Origin of the sequence: Bacillus sp. JJ1532 (genome assembly GCF_036965085.1) — a bacterium.
In the GTDB taxonomy this organism is placed as follows: Bacteria; Bacillota; Bacilli; order Bacillales; family Cytobacillaceae; genus Cytobacillus.
The window spans coordinates 22,610-42,801 of record NZ_JBALOW010000074.1 but is presented as its reverse complement, the minus strand read 5'-3'; the positions used below and the strand labels follow the sequence as shown (position 1 = coordinate 42,801).

The window sequence follows — 20,192 nt, the reverse complement described above, 5'->3', positions numbered from 1 at the left end:
ATATTTAACAAGATTATGTTAGAAACTTGATAATAATAGATATTTTTCCTAAGAATATCTAGAGCCTCAAAATAATTATGTGAATATTATGGTAATTTGTAAAATAATTGTAGAAAAAAGGATGAAAAATTATTTCATAATTGACAAAATATTACACAATTACCAACAGCCTATTATTACAATATAACTAGATGATCATTTACATAAGGAAATAGCTTCAGAAAAAGGCAAACCTATTGAAAAATAGGGACGCAAAGTCACAGGTCTAAAGTATGGATGGAACGTTCTTTTTTTAAGATTTCCTACATAAACTTATTATATCAGGCAGCACTTAGAAAAGGCAGATTCCATACCAAGATGGCTGGATTGCCTGGAATACGATTCGTATTTTGGGGGGAAGAGTGTGGGGAAAACAAGAGTCCAACTGGAATTACTAGACAGTGAGTGGATGAAGTTAATTATCAAGGCGAAGCAAATGGGGATTGAAAAAGAAGAAATTAGGGAGTTTTTATTAAAAAATGGGGTAAAAAAGCTAGCTTTAGAAGTAGCTGAATAGAGATAATGGCACAAATAGCTAAGTGTTTCTAAAAGGACTACAGTTCTTTATAGGAATGCTTTTTATTTTGCAAAAAAGACGCAGAGGGTCAAGGTTTACCTTTGCGTCTTCTTACGAACAGCTAATATCTAATATCTCATTTATTTTGATCAATTCTCCATTTATTAAATTCAAGAAATTCACGGAACTGGTCTTTAGAAACACCAGAATTCATGGCTTCTTGTACGATATCGATCCATTCCGAATCCAATTCATCTGTATTCGGCTGTTCATGAATTAAATGATCAACCGGAACATGAAGGACAGCTGCGATTTTTTCGAGAAATTGTATGGAAGGATTGGTTTGCAGGTTTCTTTCCAGCGAACTTAAGTAAGATTTGGCCACACCAGCTTGTTCGGCAAGCTCGGATAACGACATTTTCTTTTCTTTACGAAGTAATTTTACGCGATCACCGATCATCCAATCTCACACACCTTATCAATAATAATAATAAATCAATTGGAATTTCTGTATTGAGAACGGATTGTTCAAAATATATATTTACATCTTAACATAAACTTCGTTTAGTTGAAAAAAAATTTGTGGGTAATATGTATTTTTTCAAAAAATATAAAAATTTGAAAGTGAGAGGACTGTTCTGTTTGAATTATGTTGAAATAAAATTGTAGGAAGAATAAATAAAAAGTGCGAAATCTAATATTTATGGATTTCGCATTTTTTATTTTGAAGATGGGGATTAATTGAATATTTTTATTTACAAATTTATCGAATCTCCTACACAAATATTACTGTTGGCAATTGTACCTACTGGCAGTTCAAGAGTGGAATGGGCTGAGTGTACAGGTGGAATCATTCTCCATGGTTTTAACTCTGAAACTACTTTTACAACTTGGTTTTTTCGGTCAAGAAAGACGACATCAATAGGGAATCTCATGAAAAACATGTGAACAGAATTACAAGGTGTAATGAGAAGCCCTTCTTCTGTAATTGGTTTCTTGTAAAATAAGAGACCTTTCAATCTCTTCCAAAAATTATTTGCGAGTTTAATATTCATTTGCAGGGTTATCATTTTTGATTTCAAAAAAAGCATTCCTTTCCACTTGTTTTGTTCATTATATAAAACACATCGTTCTTAATAAAATGTAAAATAGTAAGAAAGAGCGAGAAAAAGGTAGAAAATGAAAGAAATGTAATTAATATATGGAGAAATTGGACAAATTTAGGCGTTTTCACCAGAGTTCATTCGATATATACTTTCATTAAGTTCTATATATAGAACAAAATATCAAAAACAATTTAGGGAGGAATTACAATGTTAAATCAAATTAAAAGACTATTTAAGGAAGAAGAAGGACAAGCGTTGACAGAGTATGGATTGTTGGTAGGACTTGTTGCGATTGCGGTAATTGCAACATTAGGACTTTTTAAGGACAGTATAATATCTGTGTTCACGAAAATCAAAAGTGAACTTAACAAAATTTAAAAAAGTTAGATACTTTAACAAAAAGCCCTGCTTTGGCGGGGCTCATTTTAATAATGAAAAGGAGAATACTTATGATAAACCTAATGGTCGCTCTCATCCTTATCATCTCCATCATAACAGATCTTCGAAGCCGTAAAATACTAAACATTGTCACGCTGCCTGCCATCCTAGCTGCCCTCATTTATCATTCTCTTACATCGGGTCTTAATGGAATCTTATTTAGCGGTCAAGGATTCCTGGTAGGACTAGGATTATTGTTCATTCCGTTTTTAATGGGAGGAATTGGAGCAGGTGACGTAAAGCTGCTCGCTGCCATTGGTACATGGAAGGGAACGATGTTTGTTCTATATACAGGTATATACGGGGCAATTGTTGGAGGACTTATTGCAGTAGTTATTTTACTAAAAAAAAGGCAGCTTAGTTTTACACTTAAAAATATGTTGTTTTCATTAGTATTTTTGAGAGGGGTAAGAGGCTCTTTGGAACTTATAGGTGATAAGCATGGGGCTGTTTCAATCCCATATGCAATCCCAATTGCACTAGGTGCTTTTATTACCTTTTTAACGGAGATATACTCATGAAATCAGAAAAAGGGCAATCGTTAGTCGAGTTTGCACTTGTTGTTCCGGTCCTTATATTGATACTGTGTGGAATAATTGATTTTGGACAAATTTTACATGCGCATTTAAAAATAGATCATGCAGGACGAGAAGCAGCTCGGGCAGCAAGTATTGGGAAAAGTGAAGCTGAGATTAAAGATACGGCAGTTAACTATGGATCGCCTATCCGCTTACAACCAAGTAATGTTACGGTCGATCTAGATTCAATTAATAAGGAAGCAAAAATCACAATACATGATTATCAGGTAACTTTCCTTACACCGCTTATAGGGAATATCGTTGGTCCATTAACTTTAAAAGAAAATATCACTATTATGAGGATAGAATAACATGATGAGCTTATTAAGCATCTTAAAATTTCGAGATGAAAGTGGTGGAGTGGTAGTTTTAGTTGCTTTATTCATGGTGGTGCTTCTTGGTTTCGCAGCAGTAGCTATAGATGGTGGAAGATTATATTTTGAAAAAAGCAAGCTACAAAAAGCTTTGGATGCTGCTGTACTTGCTGGAGCACACAAACTTGTATTAAAAGATAAAAGCGAAAGTGAGAAACAAGCAAAAATAGTTGCCAAAGATATTACACTAAAAAATGGGTATGAACTCTTAGATGCAGATATAAAGGATGAAGATGTAGTTCATAAATCACATATAAGAGTAGAGAAAACAGTAACTGTTCCTCTTACTTTTGCAAAAGTAATTGGGATTAATACGGCATCTGTATCGGCCTCTGCAAAAGCGAAGATTGCTGGTCCATTAATATCAGCAAGGGGTATAGCTCCGATTGCAATAGAAAAAAGTGCAGTTCCAACGAAAACAATACTTACTTGTGGGGAAGAGGAAAATGAGGAAGAGGAAAAAAAATCAGGAAAAAAAAGCCCTGGAAATTGTGGCTTTATTAGAATAGATGGAAATGGGGCACCTATTGTAGAAGAGGGAATAAAAAACGGTAGTAAGAAAAAAGTTTCAGTAGGTGATGAAGTACATCCAGAACCAGGTGTGATGAATGGACCAATTGACAAGGCAGTTGAAACTGCAGTTGACTCTATAATTAACAGTGACAAAGACAAACCTCACTGTCAATCACCTTCTACCGCTGATAACTCCTGTAAACGAGTTATATATGTAGCCCTTATTGAAACATGGGCTGGAGTAAACGGTGCTAGTGATAAAGTTAAAATACTTGGTTTCGCCCCGTTTTGGGTAAAGGAATATGATAATAAAGGTAAAAATAAAAACATTATAGGACAATTTATTGATGGGATAACTGCTGGGGAAGTAGGGGAACCTAGTGCTGGTTTTAATTATGGTTTATACGGAGTAAAGTTAGTTGAATAGTACGGAGAGGACAAACGGAGGGTTTTTATGAATACAAAAAAAATTTGGCTATTTGCCATAGTGTTCGGAATTATAGCTGCTGGCATGTTGTATGTAATGGTCTCGGGAAGTCTAGCATCTTCTACTCTGCCGGCAAGTGTCGAGATTTCGGAAGAGGAAGAACCTGAAGAAAAGGAAGAGGTTGTCGTTGCTGCTGAAGAAGAAAAAAGAAATGAGATGTTACCATTTTCAGAAGGAAATCGAGCAATTACAGTAGCTGTTTCAGATGCTCAAGGAGTAGCGGGTTTTATTACACCTGGTTCATTTGTTGATATTGTTGCGGTCATGTTAGTTCCTGATGAGTATAAAGATAAACAGCATGATGCGGCAACTCTGCTACTACAAAATGTTAAAGTTTTGGGGATAGGTCATGCTTCCGATGATGAAGAAACCATGAAGCGATATCAAATGGTAACATTTGAAGTAACTCCGAAGGAAGGATTAGTTTTAGGATTTGCCTCTAAATACGAGCTATATTTAATGCTTAGACAAGAAGGGGACAACAAGGTTGAATCTAATCCAGATGAAACACATATCCATGAAGATGACTTACATGTAGGGGTGTTTAGAAGATGACGAATATATACTCGATTTCTAGCCATGATGATGTATCGTTTAAGCTTGATGAAGTAATCACATACCTGGGATATAAGGTGGATTGGGCTGAAAATGAATCTAAGCTATTGGACGATCTGTCAATAAACGAGAATCATATTGTTTTTTTACCACAGTCAGCATCCTATGATGTTTATAGCTTGTGTGGGAAAATTTCAGACCGTTTCCCATTCGTAACAAAAGTATTAGTTTTTCGTTTAGAAGAAGAGCTGGATATGAAGGAGGCCTTAAGAGCGGGTGCCGATGATGTTATTTTTCTTTCTTTTCCAATATCTAAAGTGAAGGAAGATATTAATCTAGCTGTTTCCAGAAACAAGAACATTCTACACCAGCAAATTGAAAATGTAAAAAATGCTAGAGTCATAACTGTAGCAAGTACAAAGGGAGGAATAGGAAAAACGACAGTTGCTGTTAATCTCGCAGCCTCCTTTGGGAAGAAATTAGAGAAAGTGGCAGTTATTGATCTTGATTTACAATTTGGTGACGTTGCGATGTTTTTAGATGTGAAACCAAAAAGAACTATTTACGATTGGGTCAAAGAAGATAGCGTTGGCACACAAATTAAGGATTTTATGACTCACTATAAGGATGGAATTTTCATTCTTTCAGCTCCTCAAAGACCTGAATTTGCAGAAGTAATAACAGGAAATAATATCAGAAAAGCCATAGAAGTATTAAGAAAACAATTTGATGTTGTGATTATTGATGCATCAAGCCATATGGATGAAAATGTGATTGTTGCTTTAGAGAACTCAGACGAGATTTTGGTTATGACTTGTGCAGACCTACCAACATTAAAAAACAGCAAAATGCTAATAGATACTTTAACGTCATTAGATCTTGATGAAAAAGTAAAGGTTGTTTTGAATCGGCAGATGAAGGTAAAGGGGATAACGATAAATACTGTTACTAAAGTAGTTGGCAGGGAAATTTTCACAGCACTTCCTGTAATGGAAAAGCTGATGATTACAGCAGTAAATGAAGGAAAGCCAGCCGTATACTCAAACCCCAGATCAAAAGTGGCAAAGAGAATTTTTCAAATGGCAGAAACACTTGTGAACCCTGAGAACAGTTCTGGTATCAATAAACAAAAGGTGAAACGTATGGTCCACGCAGGGGGGCATGCATAATGTCTTTATTAAATCGTTTGGGTGGACATCACCTGGTAATACAAGAAAGGAAAGAATTGGGGATTAGATCAGCAAGTACTATGAGAAATTTAACCGATTTTGAAATTCGTCTTCACAACTTTCTTGTCGATGAAATCAAGAAGCCTGTAAATGAAGGGGAAGAAATAGAGGTATTAATCGAAAAGCTTGCTGATGAATTTTTCTTAAAAGAAGGGGAGCATCTAACGTTTGAGGAAAAGAAGCAAATCATGCATGATATCCCCCATGAACTAACTGGATATGGACCGATCTCTCCTCTTCTTGCGGATCCTCACGTTACAGAGGTAATGGTGAATGGGCCGAGCGATGTTTATATAGAAGTAAAAGGAAAAATTAAAAAAACAGCCGTCCAGTTTCGGGACAATTTACACGTGCTTCGAGTCATCGAAAAAATCGTGGCACCGCTTGGACGGCGAATTGATGAAAGTGTTCCATTAGTTGATGCAAGACTTCCAGACGGTTCCCGTGTCAATGCGATTATCCCGCCACTTGTACTCAATGGGCCAACATTGACCATTCGAAAATTTTCAGAGACACCGTTTACCATTTACGATTTATTACGAATGGGTACATTAAATGAAAATATGGCAGAATTTCTGAAAGCCGCAGTAGAGTCAAAGCTTAATATTTTCATTAGTGGCGGAACAGGTTCTGGGAAAACAAGTACATTAAACGTTCTTTCTTCTTTCATTCCGCGCGATGAAAGAATTGTGACTATCGAGGATGCGGCAGAATTAAAGCTTTCACAAGAGCACGTCGTTTCATTAGAATCCAGGCCGCATAATATTGAGGGACAGGGTGAAGTTACGATTCGCGATCTTGTCCGAAATTCACTGCGTATGCGACCAGACCGAATAATTGTCGGAGAGGTTCGAAGTGCAGAGGCGTTGGATATGCTTCAAGCTATGAACACTGGTCATGATGGAAGTCTTGGGACAGGTCATGCAAACTCTCCAAGGGATTTGTTAGCCAGACTTGAAACGATGGTATTAATGGCAGGGTTTGACTTACCCGTACGAGCAATTCGTGAACAAATAGCAGGTGCCCTCGATTTGATTGTTCAACAAGCAAGATTAAAAGATGGTTCAAGAAAAATCATCCGTATTACCGAGGTGTTAGGACTTGAAGGAGATACAATCGTTCTTCAGGATCTTTTCGTTTACAATGAACAGAAAAATATCGTTACCGGCAGAATTGAAGGGAATTTCTCATCGACAGGAATTCGTCCACATTGTTCCGATCTGTTTGAGCTAGCAGGGCATAATATACAAAAACTCATTAAGGAGGAATGGGTATGAATCATTCCATCCTTCTTCTCATTTTTGTTGCGTTTATTTTTTGCACTGTTTTCTTCAAACTTATTCTATCGCTCATCTTTGAAAAAGGGAAATATGAAAAACGTTTAATCAAGTATATTGGAAATTTAAACGTATCTGGAAAGGAAAAGAAGCAAGTCGGTAAACAAGGACGAAATAACTCTGTAATTAAATTAATGGCCAAAGGAATTGAAACGGCTATCAATCTTTCTAAACATGAACATCTTCTTCTACAATCAGGAGTAAAGCTTTCTCAAGGAGAATTATTCATTGGGAGAATAGTAACAGCCTTACTATGTATGAGCATTGGGTTCTTATATGAGATACACTTTTTATTTATCATTGCCGCTGGAGGAATGGGATTTTACTTACCTATTTGGTATGTGAAAAGAAAACGTAAGAAGCGTCTGCAAAAATGCTCAGAGCAACTAGGGCTGGCACTCGGTACGATGGCCAATTCACTGCGGGCAGGCTTCAGCTTTATGCAGGCAATGAAAATGGTTGCGAAGGAGATTGAGGATCCACTTGGACCTGAATTCCTAAAGGCTTTGCAGGATATTAATTACGGAATCACTGTCGAGGAGGCATTTGATAGTTTATTGAAAAGGCTGCCCGATAAAGAGCTAGAAATTGTTCTGAATACATTAATTATTCAGCGTTCTAGCGGCGGTAACTTAGCCTTCCTGTTAGAAACAATGCAAGAGACAATCATTGACCGATCAAGAGTAAAGGATGAAGTGAAAGCATTAACTGCTCAAGGAAGGATGTCATCAGTCATTATCACACTTTTACCAATAGCACTTGCATTTTATATTAAAGTAGTAAATCCGGAATATTTTCAAATGCTATTTTCTCATCCATTAGGATGGGCTATGGTCATTATCGGTTCTATGAATATTCTTCTTGGGTGGATTTTTATCAAAAAAATTGTGCACATTGAGGTGTAAAATGTGATCACTTTATACTTTTTTCTATTTAGTTCACTATTTTTTATACTTGTCGTTGGGGCTAGTTTAAGCCTTTTATTTAAAAGGGAAATTGTGATACAAAGAAGAACAGCCCACTATTTAGGTATTGAAGAAGGGAGATTAAAGCTTCAAAAAAAGAAGAATCAAGGGGATAATAAAATCCGTTTACTAATGAAAAAGTTCAGTGATAAAGCAAGAGCTGTTATCGATCAAAAAATTCCTTCTTCAAGAAAAAAAGAATTAGAAAAAAGACTGCGGGAAGCTGGATATCCCCTTAAATTGTCACCGATTGATTTTAGGTTTCTTCAGTTTTTAATTGGGAGTGTTTTGTTTTTTGTTATATACGTTTTATTAGGAAAAGCCGATGCGAATATTTTCTCAACCACTTTATTAGCGGGTATTGTCGCGGCTTTAGGTATGTATTATCCTTCCTTTTATTTAAGCGTCATTATAAAAAAACGCAGGTTTAAGATTCAAAAAATGATGCCTGACTTTTTTGATATGGTTAACCTGTCAATTGAAGCAGGAATGGGACTAGATGCATCATTGATTAAGGTATGCAACCAAACAAAGGGACCTCTTTCAGAAGAGTTTCTGCAAACGATAGAAGATATGAAACTAGGTAAATCCAGAAGAGAAGCATTTGCAGATTTGAGAAGCAGAGTCCCTGTACCTCAATTTCAAAGTATCATCACTTCTTTAATTCAAGCGGACCTGTTAGGTGTTGGAATGGCAAAGATCCTACGTCAACTTACAGAAAGAATCAGGGAGCAGCGAACACAATTAGCACGTGAACAAGCAATGAAAGCCCCAGTTAAAATGATCTTTCCAATGATGCTTTTCATATTTCCGGCGATTTTTATTGTTTTATTAGGGCCGTTGGTTATTTATTTTATTCAAAGCGGGTTATAAAGGGAAAGGCAGGTGTTTGCTATGATTCCACAAAAACATTGCAACCGGAACACACAAGCATTCACGTTTTTAGCCTATTTCACTTCTTCCTGATTTCGCGGAAAATAAATCTATTTCAGGGTCTTTAATAATGCTTAAAAAAAGAGAATTATACAGTTTTTTTGCTGGAACTAAATGTACAAAATCTCATCTAATCCAGGCTAGAAACAAGAAAACTTATGGCGTGCCAGTGCACTATTTCATAAAAAAACCTCTCCCATCATCATTTGGTGGGAGAAATTTTTGTCTAACCACTATTGACTTGAAAGTAAATACTTATCTAGATGATCTTGTTCTTTTTTTGTAAAGACTGTGGAAGAATCAACCCAATACTTATGCCCAACTCCTCATACATAAACATCTGCTAGCCCAGCTAGTTGGTTTGAAAAATATTCTGGAAATAAGAATAAAAATAATTGATTCCATGTAAGTACCCTTAATAAAATCACATCTAATCCAGGCTATGAAACAGAGTGAAACAAGAAAATTTGTCAGCGTGCCGGATATCGACTTAATTCCGATAAATATTATTAATAAAGACATCAAAAAATAAGTCATCATGAAAAAGGAGCGTATTTAATGCGAAAAAAATTGTTTATTACCATTCTTTTGTTAATTCCATTATTCTCCTTTCAAATAAATACGGAAGCATCCACTAACAGTCGTGAAGCATATGAAAAAACAGGGCGTGTTATTTGGGAAGTAAACACAAAGGAAAAGTTAGTTGCCCTTACTTTCGATGATGGGCCTCATCCTATTTTGACTCCACAAATACTTGATATATTGGCAAAACATGATGCTAAAGCCACCTTTTTTGTAGCTGGCAATAAAGTAGTCAGATTTCCTGATCTTTTAAAAAGAGAAGTGGAAGAGGGACATGAAATTGCTAATCATACTTTCCACCATATATATGGAAATTTAACCTCGGCAAAACTATCATCCGAATTAGATGAAACAGATAAAATAATTAAGCAATTCACTGGGTTAAAACCGTCACTTTATCGACCTGTAGGAGGCTTTTATAATGATGTAATTATCAATACAGCTTTTAAACATGGTAAAACGGTCGTTTTATGGTCATGGGATCAAGATTCCCGCGATTGGGCAAATCCTTCAGCAACTCAAATGTGCAGTTACATAAAAAAAGGAGTAAAGCCAGGTAATATCATTCTTTTTCATGATTGGCATGGTAGTGAATATACTCAAACCTGTTCTACAGTTAATGCATTAGATGACATTTTGGACTATTTAGACAAGAACGGGTATAAAAGTGTAACTGTATCTGAATTGCTCTACCGTTCAACGCAACTGATTCCAGAGTCTTTCGAAATCTATCCTACAAAGAAAGATAAAAATTCTCACATTGATATAATGTTTTGAGTGGATTTTCCCGAATAAAAAGATCTAGCACCGCTAGCCAAGTCGGAAGGCAAACCTGGTGTTGGAGCTAGGAAGAATAAAAGTGCTCCTATCTTTTGATGAGAGCACTTTTTGTGTCTAGTATTTTTACAATTTCCTCAACAGCTAAATCAGTATCATCTGCTTTAATGTGATGAAACTCTCCTTCATAGTCGAGTTGTTTGTGGGCATAGCGAGAATCATAATAATCTTCCAGTAAAATTTGAATGACTAACTTATAGTTTTGAATTCTGGCTGCCTCATTTAAAGCAGCTATGATGTCTGAATTCTTTATTCGCTTATAAATATAAGTTAATCGCTCCATTACTTTATCGTGAAACCACTGTTCATGCTGATAGGGCTTCACATACTCACGATAAATGCGCTCGATTCGTGAGGATAATGACGCTTGAAGGTTAATATTCAACCCTTGATGTTTTTTGTCCAGCAATTCATTAGGCTGAACGACCTTACCGACCCGTTTACTTTCGGCTTCTACTAAGAAAAATGGAGAGTCCTTTATTTCCCTTAATGTTTGAAAGAGCAGGGAGTCAAAGGTTTTCTGATTATGGCCCTCGAATAAGCCAAATGAACCGAAGATGGAGCCGCGATGGCAGGCGGCTGCCTCTAAATCAATGACAGGCATACCTTTTTCCTTTAACTTTTTCAGTACTTCGGTTTTTCCTACTCCTGTCATGCCGTGTATAGTTACTGCTCGAGGAGGAATTAGTCCAGGTATTTCCTCTAATATATATTGACGGTAGGCCCGATATCCCCCAACTAATCGAGGAATGGATATTCCTGCAAATGATAAAAATGTAGCAACCGATTTACTGCGCATGCCGCCTCTCCAGCAATAAACAACGGGTTTTTTCCCTTCATCGAGCAAAGCTTTAATTTGTCCTAATATAGAAGGGAGCTTCGGAGAAACGACTTCCATCGCCTGCCACTTTGCTGTATCTGACCCTTCCCGTTTATATATAGTTCCAATCATCGCTCGTTCTTCATTCGTAAATAAAGGGACATTGATTGCCCCTGGAATTTTGAACTCTTCATATTCACCGGGTGATCTCACATCAACTGGAACAGCATCCTTTAACACAAGAAGCTGTTCGACACTAATTTCTCTCATATTTGATTTCCTCCGAGTCTGCATCTATAAAAATATTTTATCCATTTATAATTGGTTTGAAAACCCGGTGTTCAATATTACATCCTAAATGCCTGTCAAAAAACGAAAAGCAGCCATCATAAAGGCTGCTTCATTAATTACTTACTTATTTTTTCTTAAATTCCCCAGCTCTTCTGCCAAAGCCTGCATTTCGTTCGGACTGAAGCTGTTCTTTTTCATAACAAGATCATAAATATCCTTTAATTCCTCATACATTTCCTCGTCAAAATGGGAAGGCTTGATTGCTCCAAAGTTTAAAACCTTTAGTTTTTCTTTAATTTTTTCGATCATGTATTCCACATTTTCTACTGATTTCTGTGCTAAATCCACCCGAATTCCTCCTCAATAAGTATGCCTCTGCCTTAGTCTATCAAGTATTCCCATCTTTCCATGTTATGAAATAAAAGTCAACCATAATTGGAGCACTATAGAATATTTCAATGTAAGTGTTTTTCCGGTTCACTATCAAAAATGCTAACATGAAGTAGTTTTTCAATGATATATATAGTTGCACAACAACAAAATATGAAAGAAAATGTTGTCAAGGAGGGTGTACATAATGATTAATGTATTATTTGTTTGTTTAGGAAACATATGCCGTTCGCCGATGGCGGAAGCAATGTTTCGTGATTTAGTAAAAAGGGAAGGGTTAGAACATACAATCAAAGTTGATTCAGCAGGGACAGGCGATTGGCATATTGGTCAGCCGCCGCATGAAGGGACAAGAAAAATCTTAGAAAAATATAATATTCCTGCTGCGGGGCTGAAAGCGAGACAATTTCAGACGAATGATTTTCAAGATTTCAATTACATCATCGCGATGGATGCTTCTAATGTTCAAAACATTGAAAAGCTGAAAAATCAAGATGCAAATGCCCGAGTCATAAAGTTGCTGGATTTAGTTCAAGAGGCAACAGATAAAAATGTTCCTGACCCATATTTTACGGGGAACTTTGAAGAGGTGTACGAGCTTATCGGAAAAGGCTGTGAACAATTGTTAAAAGAATTGCGTAAAGACCATAATATATAAGAAAGTGAGTGTGACTAGAATGGGGAAGTCGTTATTTTGGAAAGGCGTATTATACGGAGCGCTTGCAGGTGGTGCTTTAAGCCTGCTTGATCGGAGTACCCGAGAATCTGTTACAGCTAATTGTAAAAAAGCAACGAAAGAAGTTTCATACTATGTAAAAAATCCTGGACAAGCTATAAGTGAGATTAAGGACATGACCAATCAAATTCAATCAACGTTTGAACAGGTTAGCTCTGAGGTTTCTTTTATTATGGAAAAAGTGGATGAATTAAAGGAATCGACAACTGATGTAGTGGAGCTTATGGGAGATACAAAGCAAGCTTTTTTTGAAAAAGATGAGGTTGAGGAGAGTACTAAAATTGTGAATTAATACTCTTAAGAGGTGATGGGATGGGACGAGCCTTTTCGAATTTGTTTTCGCAAATAAAGAAAAGAGTGATGGTAGATGATTTATTTGGGCTCTCGGCACAATTAGCCTACTTCTTCCTATTATCTCTATTTCCTTTACTTCTTTTCTTAGTATCGCTGCTTCCTTATTTGCCAATTACCCAAGAAGATATTCTTGCAGTTATTCGTGATTTTGCGCCAAAGGATAGTATGCAACTAATTGAGACTAACATTATTGCGCTTTCCCAAAAAAATGGCGGGCTGCTTTCCTTTGGAATTATTGCAACGATTTGGTCAGCATCCAATGGGATCAATGCGATCGTTCGTGCTTTTAATAAAGCTTACGAAGTTAAAGAAACCCGCCACTTTCTTGTAGCAAGAGGGATGGCTATTCTTTTTACCTTTGCCATGTTGTTTGTCTTTGTTATTGCTTTATTGCTTCCGGTTTTCGGGAAAATTATTGGCGTTTATTTATTTGCTAAATTTGGCTTATCCGATGAGTTTATGACCATTTGGAATACGCTTCGCTGGCTTGTGAGCTCAATCATCCTCTTCATTGTTTTTACTGGCTTATACTGGATTGCACCAAATACAAAGCTAAAATGTATTACAGTTATACCAGGTGCCATTTTTGCAACGGTGGGCTGGGAGCTGTCTTCCTTGGCTTTTTCCTATTATGTGAGCAATTTCGGTAATTACTCAGCTACTTATGGGAGTATCGGTGCCATTATTGTCCTGATGATCTGGTTTTACTTAACTGGAATCATCATCATTCTAGGTGGAGAAATCAATGCTGTATACAGTAAATACAAAAAGGAAGATTGCTAATAGTTTCCTTTAATAAATTGTGGGTAACTTCAAAGAATAAGACAGGGGAAATAATATTGGTCTTTAAAAAGGAGGCTTATATTTATGTCTAAGAAATCGAAGAAGGACGGCGGAACAAAGCAAAAAGGTAAGAACAAACCAAAACAGAAAACGTCAGGTTCAGCTAACGGACAAAATGGATATCATTAAGAGAAAAAATCCCGGGGGCGCCCGGGATCTTTCATTTCTATGACTTCAACAGCCTTAAGCTATTTAAGATAACCAAAATCGTGCTTCCTTCATGGGCGATGACACCAAAAGGCAAATCAACAAATTGCAGGAAGTTGGACGCGATTAACAGCATGATGACTGTTATTGAGAAAATAACATTTTGCTTAATGATTCCATTCATTTTTCTTGAAAGCTTGATGGCTTCTGCAATGCGGGGAAGATCATTTTTCATCAGGACGACATCTGCTGTTTCCAGTGCTACATCTGTCCCTTCACCCATCGCAATTCCGACATTAGCTGTTGCCAATGCGGGTGCATCGTTTATTCCATCTCCAACCATCCCAACTGTTCCGTATGTTTCTTGAAGCTTTTTTAGATGCTCGACCTTATTTTCCGGCAGGCATTCAGCTATATAGTCATGAACATGGGAATCCTTTGCGATAGCCATTCCCGTGTTTTTGCTATCACCTGTAAGCATAATTGTGTAGATGCCCTGGTTTTTTAATTGATCGATCGCCATTCTAGTTTCTTCGCGGACGACATCCTGCAGAGCAATAATGGCTGCAATAACGCCTTCTTTTTGTACGAAAACAACCGTTTTCCCCTCACTGGCCATTTTCCCTGCGACCCCATTACTAAAGCTTTGTGCCCCATCAATTCCAACAAAAGCGGCTTTCCCAATTTTCCATTCTTCCCCGTCAATATTGGCTTTTACTCCCCAGCCCGTAACATCCTCAATACTCTCCGGACTGATAAGGGATTCAGATAAATGACCCTTTGCATATTTCACTATGGCATTAGCCAATGGATGTGTTGAGTGACTTTCAATAGAAGCAGCTTTTAATAAAATGTCTTCTTTGATTAGTCCTTCAGCTACAATGATATCTGTCACTTCTGGTTTTCCCTTTGTAAGGGTGCCTGTTTTGTCAAACGCAATGGCTTTTACATGACTTAAATTTTCTAAATGCACGCCGCCTTTAAAAAGAATTCCGTGTCTCGCCCCATTTGAAATGGCTGACAGGGTGGCAGGCATAATAGAAGCAACAAGGGCACATGGTGAAGCAACAACAAGTAAAATCATGGCCCGATAAAAGCTTTCTGTCCAGCTCCATCCTAAAAGGAAATGGGGGACAAACATCATCAGAACAACAACGGCTAATACAATTTTTACATAAGTGCCTTCAAAACGTTCAATGAACAGCTGAGAAGGAGATTTTTCACTTTGAGCAGATTGTACAAGCTGAATGATCTTTTGAAAAAGAGTGTCACTGTTTGGTTTTGTAATTTCCACGGTAATCGAACCATTTAAATTAACTGTGCCAGCAAAGACGGCATCTTCATTTCCTTTCGTAACAGGAATTGACTCACCAGTAATTGCTGATTCATCGATAGTAGATTGGCCTTTTATAATTTTTCCATCGGAAGGAACACGTTCTCCTGGCTTAACAAGAATTTGATCGCCAATACGCAATTGCGATACATGGATTTTTTCCTCGATGCCACGATTAACCCGCAAAGCTTCCTCAGGCTGAATCTCCATTAATGCGGAAATCTCCTTATGGCTTTTGTTCATTGTATACGTTTCAAGAGCACCGCTTACAGCAAAAATAAAGATAAGAATGGCACCCTCCGTCCAATAGCCAATAATAGCCGACCCGATCGCCGCAAAAACCATTAGCATTTCCACATTCAGCTCTTTATTGGCAATCGTTTCTTCAATTCCCTCTTTTGCCTTTGCAAACCCGCCGATTATAAAAGCGAGGATGTATGCTGCAACTGATGGGGCTGCCAGCTCATTTCGATCCAATATCCATCCAGCAGCAATGAGTACACCGCTAAAAAGAGCAGCCATTAATTCAGCATGTGGTTTTATTTTTTCTATAAGGCTTTCATTTTTGCTAACCGGACTTTCTAGTAGTGCTTTCACTTCAGTACTCATTTTTTTCCTCCCCTTAATGATATTGTTTTTCAATTGGGCGCTTCTAATTGAGAAAAATAATCAACATCAATACCCCTATAAAACAACGAAAGCTGCCGCCTCAAAGGCGACAGCACAAAACTTAAATTGTAGTGTAATGTTGTTTTCTAGTGTTATTCATAGTTTACTATATAGGGTATGAAATGGGAAGGAATATGTTCCTCTTTTTATAATAATTATTAATTTATTATTATTTTACTTACTGAGAATAAGATTCCTTCTCAGAGGCCACTTGTTTTTGCCCAAAAATGACGACCGTTAAGAATATGAGGAACAGCATCATGCTTATTATATGAAAGAAGCTGAAAGACTTAAAATGCTGGATGAAAACTCCGCCAAGAAATGGTCCCGCCAAGCTTCCGATGCTAAATGCTACACCGCAAAGTAAATTTCCTGTTGGCAGCATATTTTTCGGTGTTAAATCAGCCATGTAACTGATCCCTAAGGAAAAAGTGGAGCCGACAACCATCCCAGCAATGAATAAGCAAATCGTTAATCCAATCATCATCTCTTCTAGAAAACTAGCCGTCATAAAGCTTAAACATCCAGTAAAAAGGATAATCATTAATATATTTCTTCTGCCATACTTGTCGCTTAATAATCCAAGCGGCAATTGAAATACGATAGCGCCAATCGCAAATGCTGTTAAGAGCATGGAAACATTCGTAACCTCAAGTCCAATCCTCAGCCCATAAACAGGAAAGCTTCCATTTATAGATGATTCAAGAAATCCATAACCAAATGCAGGGAGAAAGGCAACCCAGCCGTATTTGATTGCTTTATTAAATCTCTTCATTGTTTCTTTAAACGAATTTACTTCAATCGTTTGTTCCGGGAAATCGTTTTTTAAGATAAATAAAAATAACCATGCAATGAGGCATAGGATGGATGAAACAATAAAAGGAAGAGCTTCATTAATTTTAATCAAAGGTGCCATCATAGGACCTACCGCGAAGCCAGCTCCAAAAAACAAGCCATATAAGGAAATATTGCGGCCTCTTTTATGCTCTGGTGAAAAAGAAGTGATCCATGTCTGTGTTCCGAAATGCAAAGCATGGTCGCCAATTCCAATCATTAGACGAAGGAAAAACCAGAACCAAAAGGATTTCCAAACAGGGAATAGCATGAGAGAAACAATAACAATCAATCCGCCATAAAGAATGACTGGTTTATACCCATACTTTCTTAACGGGTATTCCATAAAAGGGGACACAAGTAAAATTCCGATGTACAGCCCAGTTGCATTTAATCCGTTTAAGCTCGAAGAAACTCCTTCATTTTCAAAGATAATGGCTATTAACGGAAGCAGCATACCTTGGCTAAAACCCGAGATTGCAACAATACTAACTAAAATCCAAAAACGCATATTTTCTTTTTTCATTTTTTCAAAACCTCAACTTTTGGACAGAAATTCCTGCATAAAATTAATAAATAAAGACTCAATAATGATGGTATATGCAATCAGAGTTCTTGGCAATAAAAATCATTTTTTTCATTCTTTTGGGAAAGATATGGTGACGCGCTTTTTGTTTTCGGGAAAGTCAGCCTATAGATTTTCAATATATCGGTCGGTATCCAGATATATCGGTTAGTTTGATGATTATATCGGTCAGAAACCTAAATATATCGGTCGGTGCCAAATAATTAGGTCAGTTTACATTCTTATTTGAAGGGATGAGTTATAAGAATGAACAAAATTTTTTCCGCACTTGTATTTATCGGTGTGCCTCTATCTGTCATTGGTACACTTATGCATTGGTCCAGTATTTTAATGTTTATTATTTATTGCGTGACGATTATTGCTCTTGCAAGCTTTATGGGGAGGGCTACTGAGAGCCTTGCGATTGTTGCAGGTCCGAGAATAGGAGGCTTGCTGAATGCCACGTTTGGAAATGCTGTTGAATTAATTATCTCGATATTTGCTCTTAGGGAGGGCTTAGTTGGAGTAGTGCTTGCTTCCTTAACAGGATCAGTGCTTGGAAACCTTCTTTTAGTCGCTGGTTTATCATTTTTTATAGGGGGCTTAAAATATAAACGTCAGACCTTCAATGTGTATGATGCAAGACATAATTCAGGATTGCTTATGTTTGGAGTGATTGTGGCATTTGTCATCCCAGAAATATTTTCAATGACGATGTCAGAGAGCGATACACTTAATTTCAGTGTAGGTATTTCGATTATATTAATTGTTTTATATTTAGCAGCATTATTTTTCAAGCTAGTTACCCATCGCGGTGTTTATCAGACAGAAAATGTGAATGAAGATAGACATGGCGAGGAAGAGCCTGAGTGGGGAAAGGGAAAAGCGCTGCTTATTCTTGCTCTTGCAACCATTGCTGTTGCCTATGTATCTGAAAATTTAGTACACACATTTCAGGCAGTCGGTGAAACCTTTGGCTGGACAGAATTATTTATTGGGGTTGTGATTGTTGCTATAGTAGGGAATGCTGCAGAGCATGCTTCAGCTATTATTATGGCTTACAAAAATAAAATGGATATTGCTGTTGAGATAGCTGTAGGGTCAACCTTACAAGTGGCGATGTTCGTTGCACCATTGCTTGTATTAATTTCTTTAATGTTCCCAGTATCGATGCCGTTAGTTTTTTCGATGCCAGAGCTAATTACAATGGTGACCTCTGCACTCCTCATGATCATTATTTCAAATGATGGGGAAACCAATTGGTTTGAAGGAGCTACTTTACTTGCAGCCTATTTAATAATGGGGATAGGGTTTTATTTATTATAGGAAAACATAAAAACGACTCTGAAATGACTCCAGAGTCGTTTTAAAGTTCAATTATTTTTCGCAAAAGGATGTAAATCTACTCGCTTTTTAGGAATTTACCACCAGCCTTTATATTGTTACTGGACCATAAAACCTTTATTTTGGAATGATGAAACTTTAATAAACTGTCATCCTCCTTTTTAGTAGCGAATCGACTTAGCGGCCCTCCTTTTATTTGAAAGTAAGTTTATTATACATCGGATTTTGATATTTGTAAATATTCAGATTATTAAATCAATATTACGAATTTGTTTTTTGTATTGCAATCACTCATGGGGGTTCTGATAAAATTTTTTTTCAAAATGGATAATATACTTGAACTCCGAAAAAACTATAAACAAACGAAAGAGATAGTGAGTTGAAAGGAGTCTCACCATGAAAAAATACATGTCAATCTTTATCATAGGTCTAATATTTATGCTATCTTTTCAGAACGAAGCCGCAGGTTTAATGGATGAGAAAAAAACGAATCAACCCCAAAAAATAATAGCAATTCCAAACTCTGTTTTGACCATCACAAAGGAAAATACGTATCCAAACCCGGCACAGCATATGCCCAAACTGGAGCCAAGTGAATTAACACAAAGTTTAATTGAAACGTCTAAAGTTAAAATTGAAAATCCAGATTTAATCCGGATGTTAAATGAGACGACTGTTAATAGCACCCCATTTGCAATCGGGTATCGGGCGATCATATACCTTGGACAATGGCCGTTAAATTATGAGTCATCCGAAACTTCCCCGAATTGGGAGTATCAAAAGATTAACACCAATTACTTCGATAACCGGGGGGGAATTGCGCCCTATCAGATTCACTACGTTCAAGAAGCTCAGAAAGTGGTCAGAGGCGGCCTAACTGCAAAGGTACCAAGCACAGAAGATGTCAAAAAAATGATGCTCTTAAAGGCAATGGATAAATCTGGCCTGCCACTTTCCTTTGAAACAATAATCGGAGCTGGAACAAAAAAGGATCATAAATACAATATCCCGCCAAAAAGATTGGGCTATCTATACGGCTACGCCCCAGCAATTAACGAAAAAGGAAAGGTCACTTACGGGGAAGTCTATTTAATGCTAAAAGGAAATAAGAAAATGATTATTATTAAAAATGTAACATCCCAAGGAGTCGGTGCATGGATTCCAATTCAGGATCACATGTCCTTCGGATTTGTAGCATCAGAGCGGCCGAGATAAAAAAGTGTAATTGAAAACCTGCAGGGGATGGATGCATTTGGCAAATTCCCTGCAGGTTTCCTTGTGTTATTATAGAGTCTTGAAGTGTTATATGGCGCCCATCGATTCGGAAACTTTTAGTCGAAGGTCGTTAAGAGGGGGTCATAACGCCCTTCGATATG

Annotated in this window: 22 protein-coding genes and 1 riboswitch; of the genes, 16 read left to right on the top strand and 6 right to left on the bottom strand. The window is 37.1% G+C overall.

Going from position 1 to position 20,192, the window contains the following annotated elements:
- Window positions 1-216: 216 nt before the first annotated feature.
- Window positions 217-374: riboswitch (cyclic di-GMP riboswitch) on the top strand.
- 29 nt (window positions 375-403) lie between these two features.
- Window positions 404-556, top strand: a complete 153-nt coding sequence (locus tag V7122_RS20940) for an anti-repressor SinI family protein (protein ID WP_335354697.1) — start codon at window positions 404-406, stop codon at window positions 554-556.
- 136 nt (window positions 557-692) lie between these two features.
- Here the strand turns inward: V7122_RS20940 and V7122_RS20935 are convergent, their stop codons facing one another.
- The gene (locus V7122_RS20935; protein WP_335354696.1) at window positions 693-1,016 is read right to left on the bottom strand and encodes a helix-turn-helix domain-containing protein; all 324 of its coding nucleotides are present in this window, start codon (window positions 1,014-1,016) and stop codon (window positions 693-695) included.
- A 295-nt stretch (window positions 1,017-1,311) separates the two neighbouring features.
- Window positions 1,312-1,647 carry a DUF192 domain-containing protein gene (locus V7122_RS20930; protein WP_335528832.1) on the bottom strand — a complete coding sequence of 112 codons (336 nt, stop codon included), beginning with the start codon at window positions 1,645-1,647 and terminating at the stop codon, window positions 1,312-1,314.
- 222 nt (window positions 1,648-1,869) lie between these two features.
- Here V7122_RS20930 and V7122_RS20925 point away from each other — a divergent pair, with 222 nt between their 5' ends.
- The 10 genes from V7122_RS20925 to V7122_RS20880 all read left to right on the top strand — a co-directional run bounded on the left by V7122_RS20925 (window position 1,870) and on the right by V7122_RS20880 (window position 10,430).
- Window positions 1,870-2,040, top strand: a complete 171-nt coding sequence (locus V7122_RS20925; protein ID WP_335354694.1) for a Flp family type IVb pilin — start codon at window positions 1,870-1,872, stop codon at window positions 2,038-2,040.
- Between the two features lie 71 nt (window positions 2,041-2,111).
- The gene (locus V7122_RS20920; protein WP_335354693.1) at window positions 2,112-2,621 is read left to right on the top strand and encodes an A24 family peptidase; all 510 of its coding nucleotides are present in this window, start codon (window positions 2,112-2,114) and stop codon (window positions 2,619-2,621) included.
- Window positions 2,618-2,989 (top strand): TadE/TadG family type IV pilus assembly protein, encoded by a 372-nt coding sequence (locus V7122_RS20915; RefSeq protein ID WP_335354692.1) that lies wholly within the window; start codon window positions 2,618-2,620, stop codon window positions 2,987-2,989. Before V7122_RS20920 ends, V7122_RS20915 begins: the two co-directional genes overlap by 4 nt.
- 1 nt (window position 2,990) lies before the next feature.
- Window positions 2,991-3,992, top strand: coding sequence for a pilus assembly protein TadG-related protein (locus V7122_RS20910; protein WP_335354691.1), 1,002 nt, complete (start codon window positions 2,991-2,993; stop codon window positions 3,990-3,992).
- Window positions 3,993-4,019: 27 nt separating this feature from the next.
- Entirely contained in the window at window positions 4,020-4,607 is a 588-nt protein-coding gene (gene cpaB / locus V7122_RS20905) for a Flp pilus assembly protein CpaB (protein WP_335354690.1), read from the top strand.
- Complete coding sequence (locus V7122_RS20900) at window positions 4,604-5,776, top strand: AAA family ATPase (protein ID WP_335354689.1); 1,173 nt, start codon at window positions 4,604-4,606, stop codon at window positions 5,774-5,776. The genes cpaB and V7122_RS20900 overlap by 4 nt, the downstream gene beginning before the upstream one ends.
- A complete protein-coding gene (locus V7122_RS20895) occupies window positions 5,776-7,113 on the top strand; it encodes a CpaF family protein (protein ID WP_335354688.1) in 1,338 nt (445 codons plus the stop codon). Before V7122_RS20900 ends, V7122_RS20895 begins: the two co-directional genes overlap by 1 nt.
- Entirely contained in the window at window positions 7,110-8,078 is a 969-nt protein-coding gene (locus V7122_RS20890) for a type II secretion system F family protein (protein WP_335354687.1), read from the top strand. The genes V7122_RS20895 and V7122_RS20890 overlap by 4 nt, the downstream gene beginning before the upstream one ends.
- Window positions 8,079-8,171: 93 nt before the next feature.
- On the top strand, window positions 8,172-9,011 hold the full coding sequence (locus V7122_RS20885) for a type II secretion system F family protein (RefSeq protein ID WP_335528825.1): 840 nt from the start codon (window positions 8,172-8,174) through the stop codon (window positions 9,009-9,011).
- Window positions 9,012-9,629: 618 nt separating this feature from the next.
- Window positions 9,630-10,430 carry a polysaccharide deacetylase family protein gene (locus V7122_RS20880; RefSeq protein ID WP_335528822.1) on the top strand — a complete coding sequence of 267 codons (801 nt, stop codon included), beginning with the start codon at window positions 9,630-9,632 and terminating at the stop codon, window positions 10,428-10,430.
- An 88-nt stretch (window positions 10,431-10,518) separates the two neighbouring features.
- On the opposite strand, the gene mnmH is transcribed toward V7122_RS20880, so the two are convergent.
- Both mnmH and V7122_RS20870 read right to left on the bottom strand, forming a co-directional pair.
- A complete protein-coding gene (gene mnmH / locus V7122_RS20875) occupies window positions 10,519-11,580 on the bottom strand; it encodes a tRNA 2-selenouridine(34) synthase MnmH (RefSeq protein ID WP_335528820.1) in 1,062 nt (353 codons plus the stop codon).
- Window positions 11,581-11,721: 141 nt separating this feature from the next.
- Complete coding sequence (locus tag V7122_RS20870; protein WP_315667691.1) at window positions 11,722-11,949, bottom strand: DUF1128 domain-containing protein; 228 nt, start codon at window positions 11,947-11,949, stop codon at window positions 11,722-11,724.
- A 229-nt stretch (window positions 11,950-12,178) separates the two neighbouring features.
- Here V7122_RS20870 and V7122_RS20865 point away from each other — a divergent pair, with 229 nt between their 5' ends.
- Genes V7122_RS20865 through V7122_RS20855 form a run of 3 tightly spaced genes read left to right on the top strand, consistent with a single transcriptional unit; the run spans window position 12,179 to window position 13,864 of the window.
- The gene (locus V7122_RS20865) at window positions 12,179-12,649 is read left to right on the top strand and encodes a low molecular weight protein-tyrosine-phosphatase (protein WP_335528818.1); all 471 of its coding nucleotides are present in this window, start codon (window positions 12,179-12,181) and stop codon (window positions 12,647-12,649) included.
- A gap of 19 nt (window positions 12,650-12,668) precedes the next feature.
- Window positions 12,669-13,019 carry a YtxH domain-containing protein gene (locus V7122_RS20860; protein ID WP_335347097.1) on the top strand — a complete coding sequence of 117 codons (351 nt, stop codon included), beginning with the start codon at window positions 12,669-12,671 and terminating at the stop codon, window positions 13,017-13,019.
- Between the two features lie 20 nt (window positions 13,020-13,039).
- Window positions 13,040-13,864: a YihY/virulence factor BrkB family protein gene (locus V7122_RS20855; RefSeq protein ID WP_335354014.1), complete on the top strand. Its 825-nt coding sequence runs from the start codon at window positions 13,040-13,042 to the stop codon at window positions 13,862-13,864.
- A 226-nt stretch (window positions 13,865-14,090) separates the two neighbouring features.
- On the opposite strand, the gene V7122_RS20850 is transcribed toward V7122_RS20855, so the two are convergent.
- Together V7122_RS20850 and V7122_RS20845 are read right to left on the bottom strand one after the other, a co-directional pair.
- On the bottom strand, window positions 14,091-16,013 hold the full coding sequence (locus tag V7122_RS20850) for a heavy metal translocating P-type ATPase (protein ID WP_335528813.1): 1,923 nt from the start codon (window positions 16,011-16,013) through the stop codon (window positions 14,091-14,093).
- A 238-nt stretch (window positions 16,014-16,251) separates the two neighbouring features.
- Window positions 16,252-17,433 (bottom strand): MFS transporter, encoded by a 1,182-nt coding sequence (locus V7122_RS20845; protein ID WP_335354012.1) that lies wholly within the window; start codon window positions 17,431-17,433, stop codon window positions 16,252-16,254.
- Window positions 17,434-17,739: 306 nt separating this feature from the next.
- Here V7122_RS20845 and cax point away from each other — a divergent pair, with 306 nt between their 5' ends.
- Both cax and V7122_RS20835 read left to right on the top strand, forming a co-directional pair.
- Window positions 17,740-18,798 carry a calcium/proton exchanger gene (cax, locus tag V7122_RS20840; RefSeq protein ID WP_335347093.1) on the top strand — a complete coding sequence of 353 codons (1,059 nt, stop codon included), beginning with the start codon at window positions 17,740-17,742 and terminating at the stop codon, window positions 18,796-18,798.
- Window positions 18,799-19,212: 414 nt separating this feature from the next.
- Window positions 19,213-20,031, top strand: a complete 819-nt coding sequence (locus V7122_RS20835) for a YfkD famly protein (protein ID WP_335347092.1) — start codon at window positions 19,213-19,215, stop codon at window positions 20,029-20,031.
- The last annotated feature ends 161 nt before the right edge of the window (window positions 20,032-20,192 follow it).

Excerpts from the sequence above, each read along its gene's own strand:
- cpaB (WP_335354690.1), top strand. The coding sequence starts at position 4,020 with ATGAATACAAAAAAAATTTGGCTATTTGCCATAGTGTTCGGAATTATA.
- V7122_RS20895 (WP_335354688.1), top strand. The coding sequence starts at position 5,776 with ATGTCTTTATTAAATCGTTTGGGTGGACATCACCTGGTAATACAAGAA.
- V7122_RS20935 (WP_335354696.1), bottom strand. The coding sequence starts at position 1,016 with ATGATCGGTGATCGCGTAAAATTACTTCGTAAAGAAAAGAAAATGTCG.
- V7122_RS20890 (WP_335354687.1), top strand. The coding sequence starts at position 7,110 with ATGAATCATTCCATCCTTCTTCTCATTTTTGTTGCGTTTATTTTTTGC.
- V7122_RS20880 (WP_335528822.1), top strand. The coding sequence starts at position 9,630 with ATGCGAAAAAAATTGTTTATTACCATTCTTTTGTTAATTCCATTATTC.
- V7122_RS20860 (WP_335347097.1), top strand. The coding sequence starts at position 12,669 with ATGGGGAAGTCGTTATTTTGGAAAGGCGTATTATACGGAGCGCTTGCA.
- V7122_RS20910 (WP_335354691.1), top strand. The coding sequence starts at position 2,991 with ATGATGAGCTTATTAAGCATCTTAAAATTTCGAGATGAAAGTGGTGGA.
- V7122_RS20920 (WP_335354693.1), top strand. The coding sequence starts at position 2,112 with ATGATAAACCTAATGGTCGCTCTCATCCTTATCATCTCCATCATAACA.
- V7122_RS20900 (WP_335354689.1), top strand. The coding sequence starts at position 4,604 with ATGACGAATATATACTCGATTTCTAGCCATGATGATGTATCGTTTAAG.
- V7122_RS20915 (WP_335354692.1), top strand. The coding sequence starts at position 2,618 with ATGAAATCAGAAAAAGGGCAATCGTTAGTCGAGTTTGCACTTGTTGTT.
- V7122_RS20845 (WP_335354012.1), bottom strand. The coding sequence starts at position 17,433 with ATGAAAAAAGAAAATATGCGTTTTTGGATTTTAGTTAGTATTGTTGCA.
- mnmH (WP_335528820.1), bottom strand. The coding sequence starts at position 11,580 with ATGAGAGAAATTAGTGTCGAACAGCTTCTTGTGTTAAAGGATGCTGTT.
- V7122_RS20855 (WP_335354014.1), top strand. The coding sequence starts at position 13,040 with ATGGGACGAGCCTTTTCGAATTTGTTTTCGCAAATAAAGAAAAGAGTG.
- V7122_RS20865 (WP_335528818.1), top strand. The coding sequence starts at position 12,179 with ATGATTAATGTATTATTTGTTTGTTTAGGAAACATATGCCGTTCGCCG.
- V7122_RS20925 (WP_335354694.1), top strand. The coding sequence starts at position 1,870 with ATGTTAAATCAAATTAAAAGACTATTTAAGGAAGAAGAAGGACAAGCG.
- V7122_RS20835 (WP_335347092.1), top strand. The coding sequence starts at position 19,213 with ATGAAAAAATACATGTCAATCTTTATCATAGGTCTAATATTTATGCTA.
- V7122_RS20850 (WP_335528813.1), bottom strand. The coding sequence starts at position 16,013 with ATGAGTACTGAAGTGAAAGCACTACTAGAAAGTCCGGTTAGCAAAAAT.
- V7122_RS20930 (WP_335528832.1), bottom strand. The coding sequence starts at position 1,647 with ATGCTTTTTTTGAAATCAAAAATGATAACCCTGCAAATGAATATTAAA.
- cax (WP_335347093.1), top strand. The coding sequence starts at position 17,740 with ATGAACAAAATTTTTTCCGCACTTGTATTTATCGGTGTGCCTCTATCT.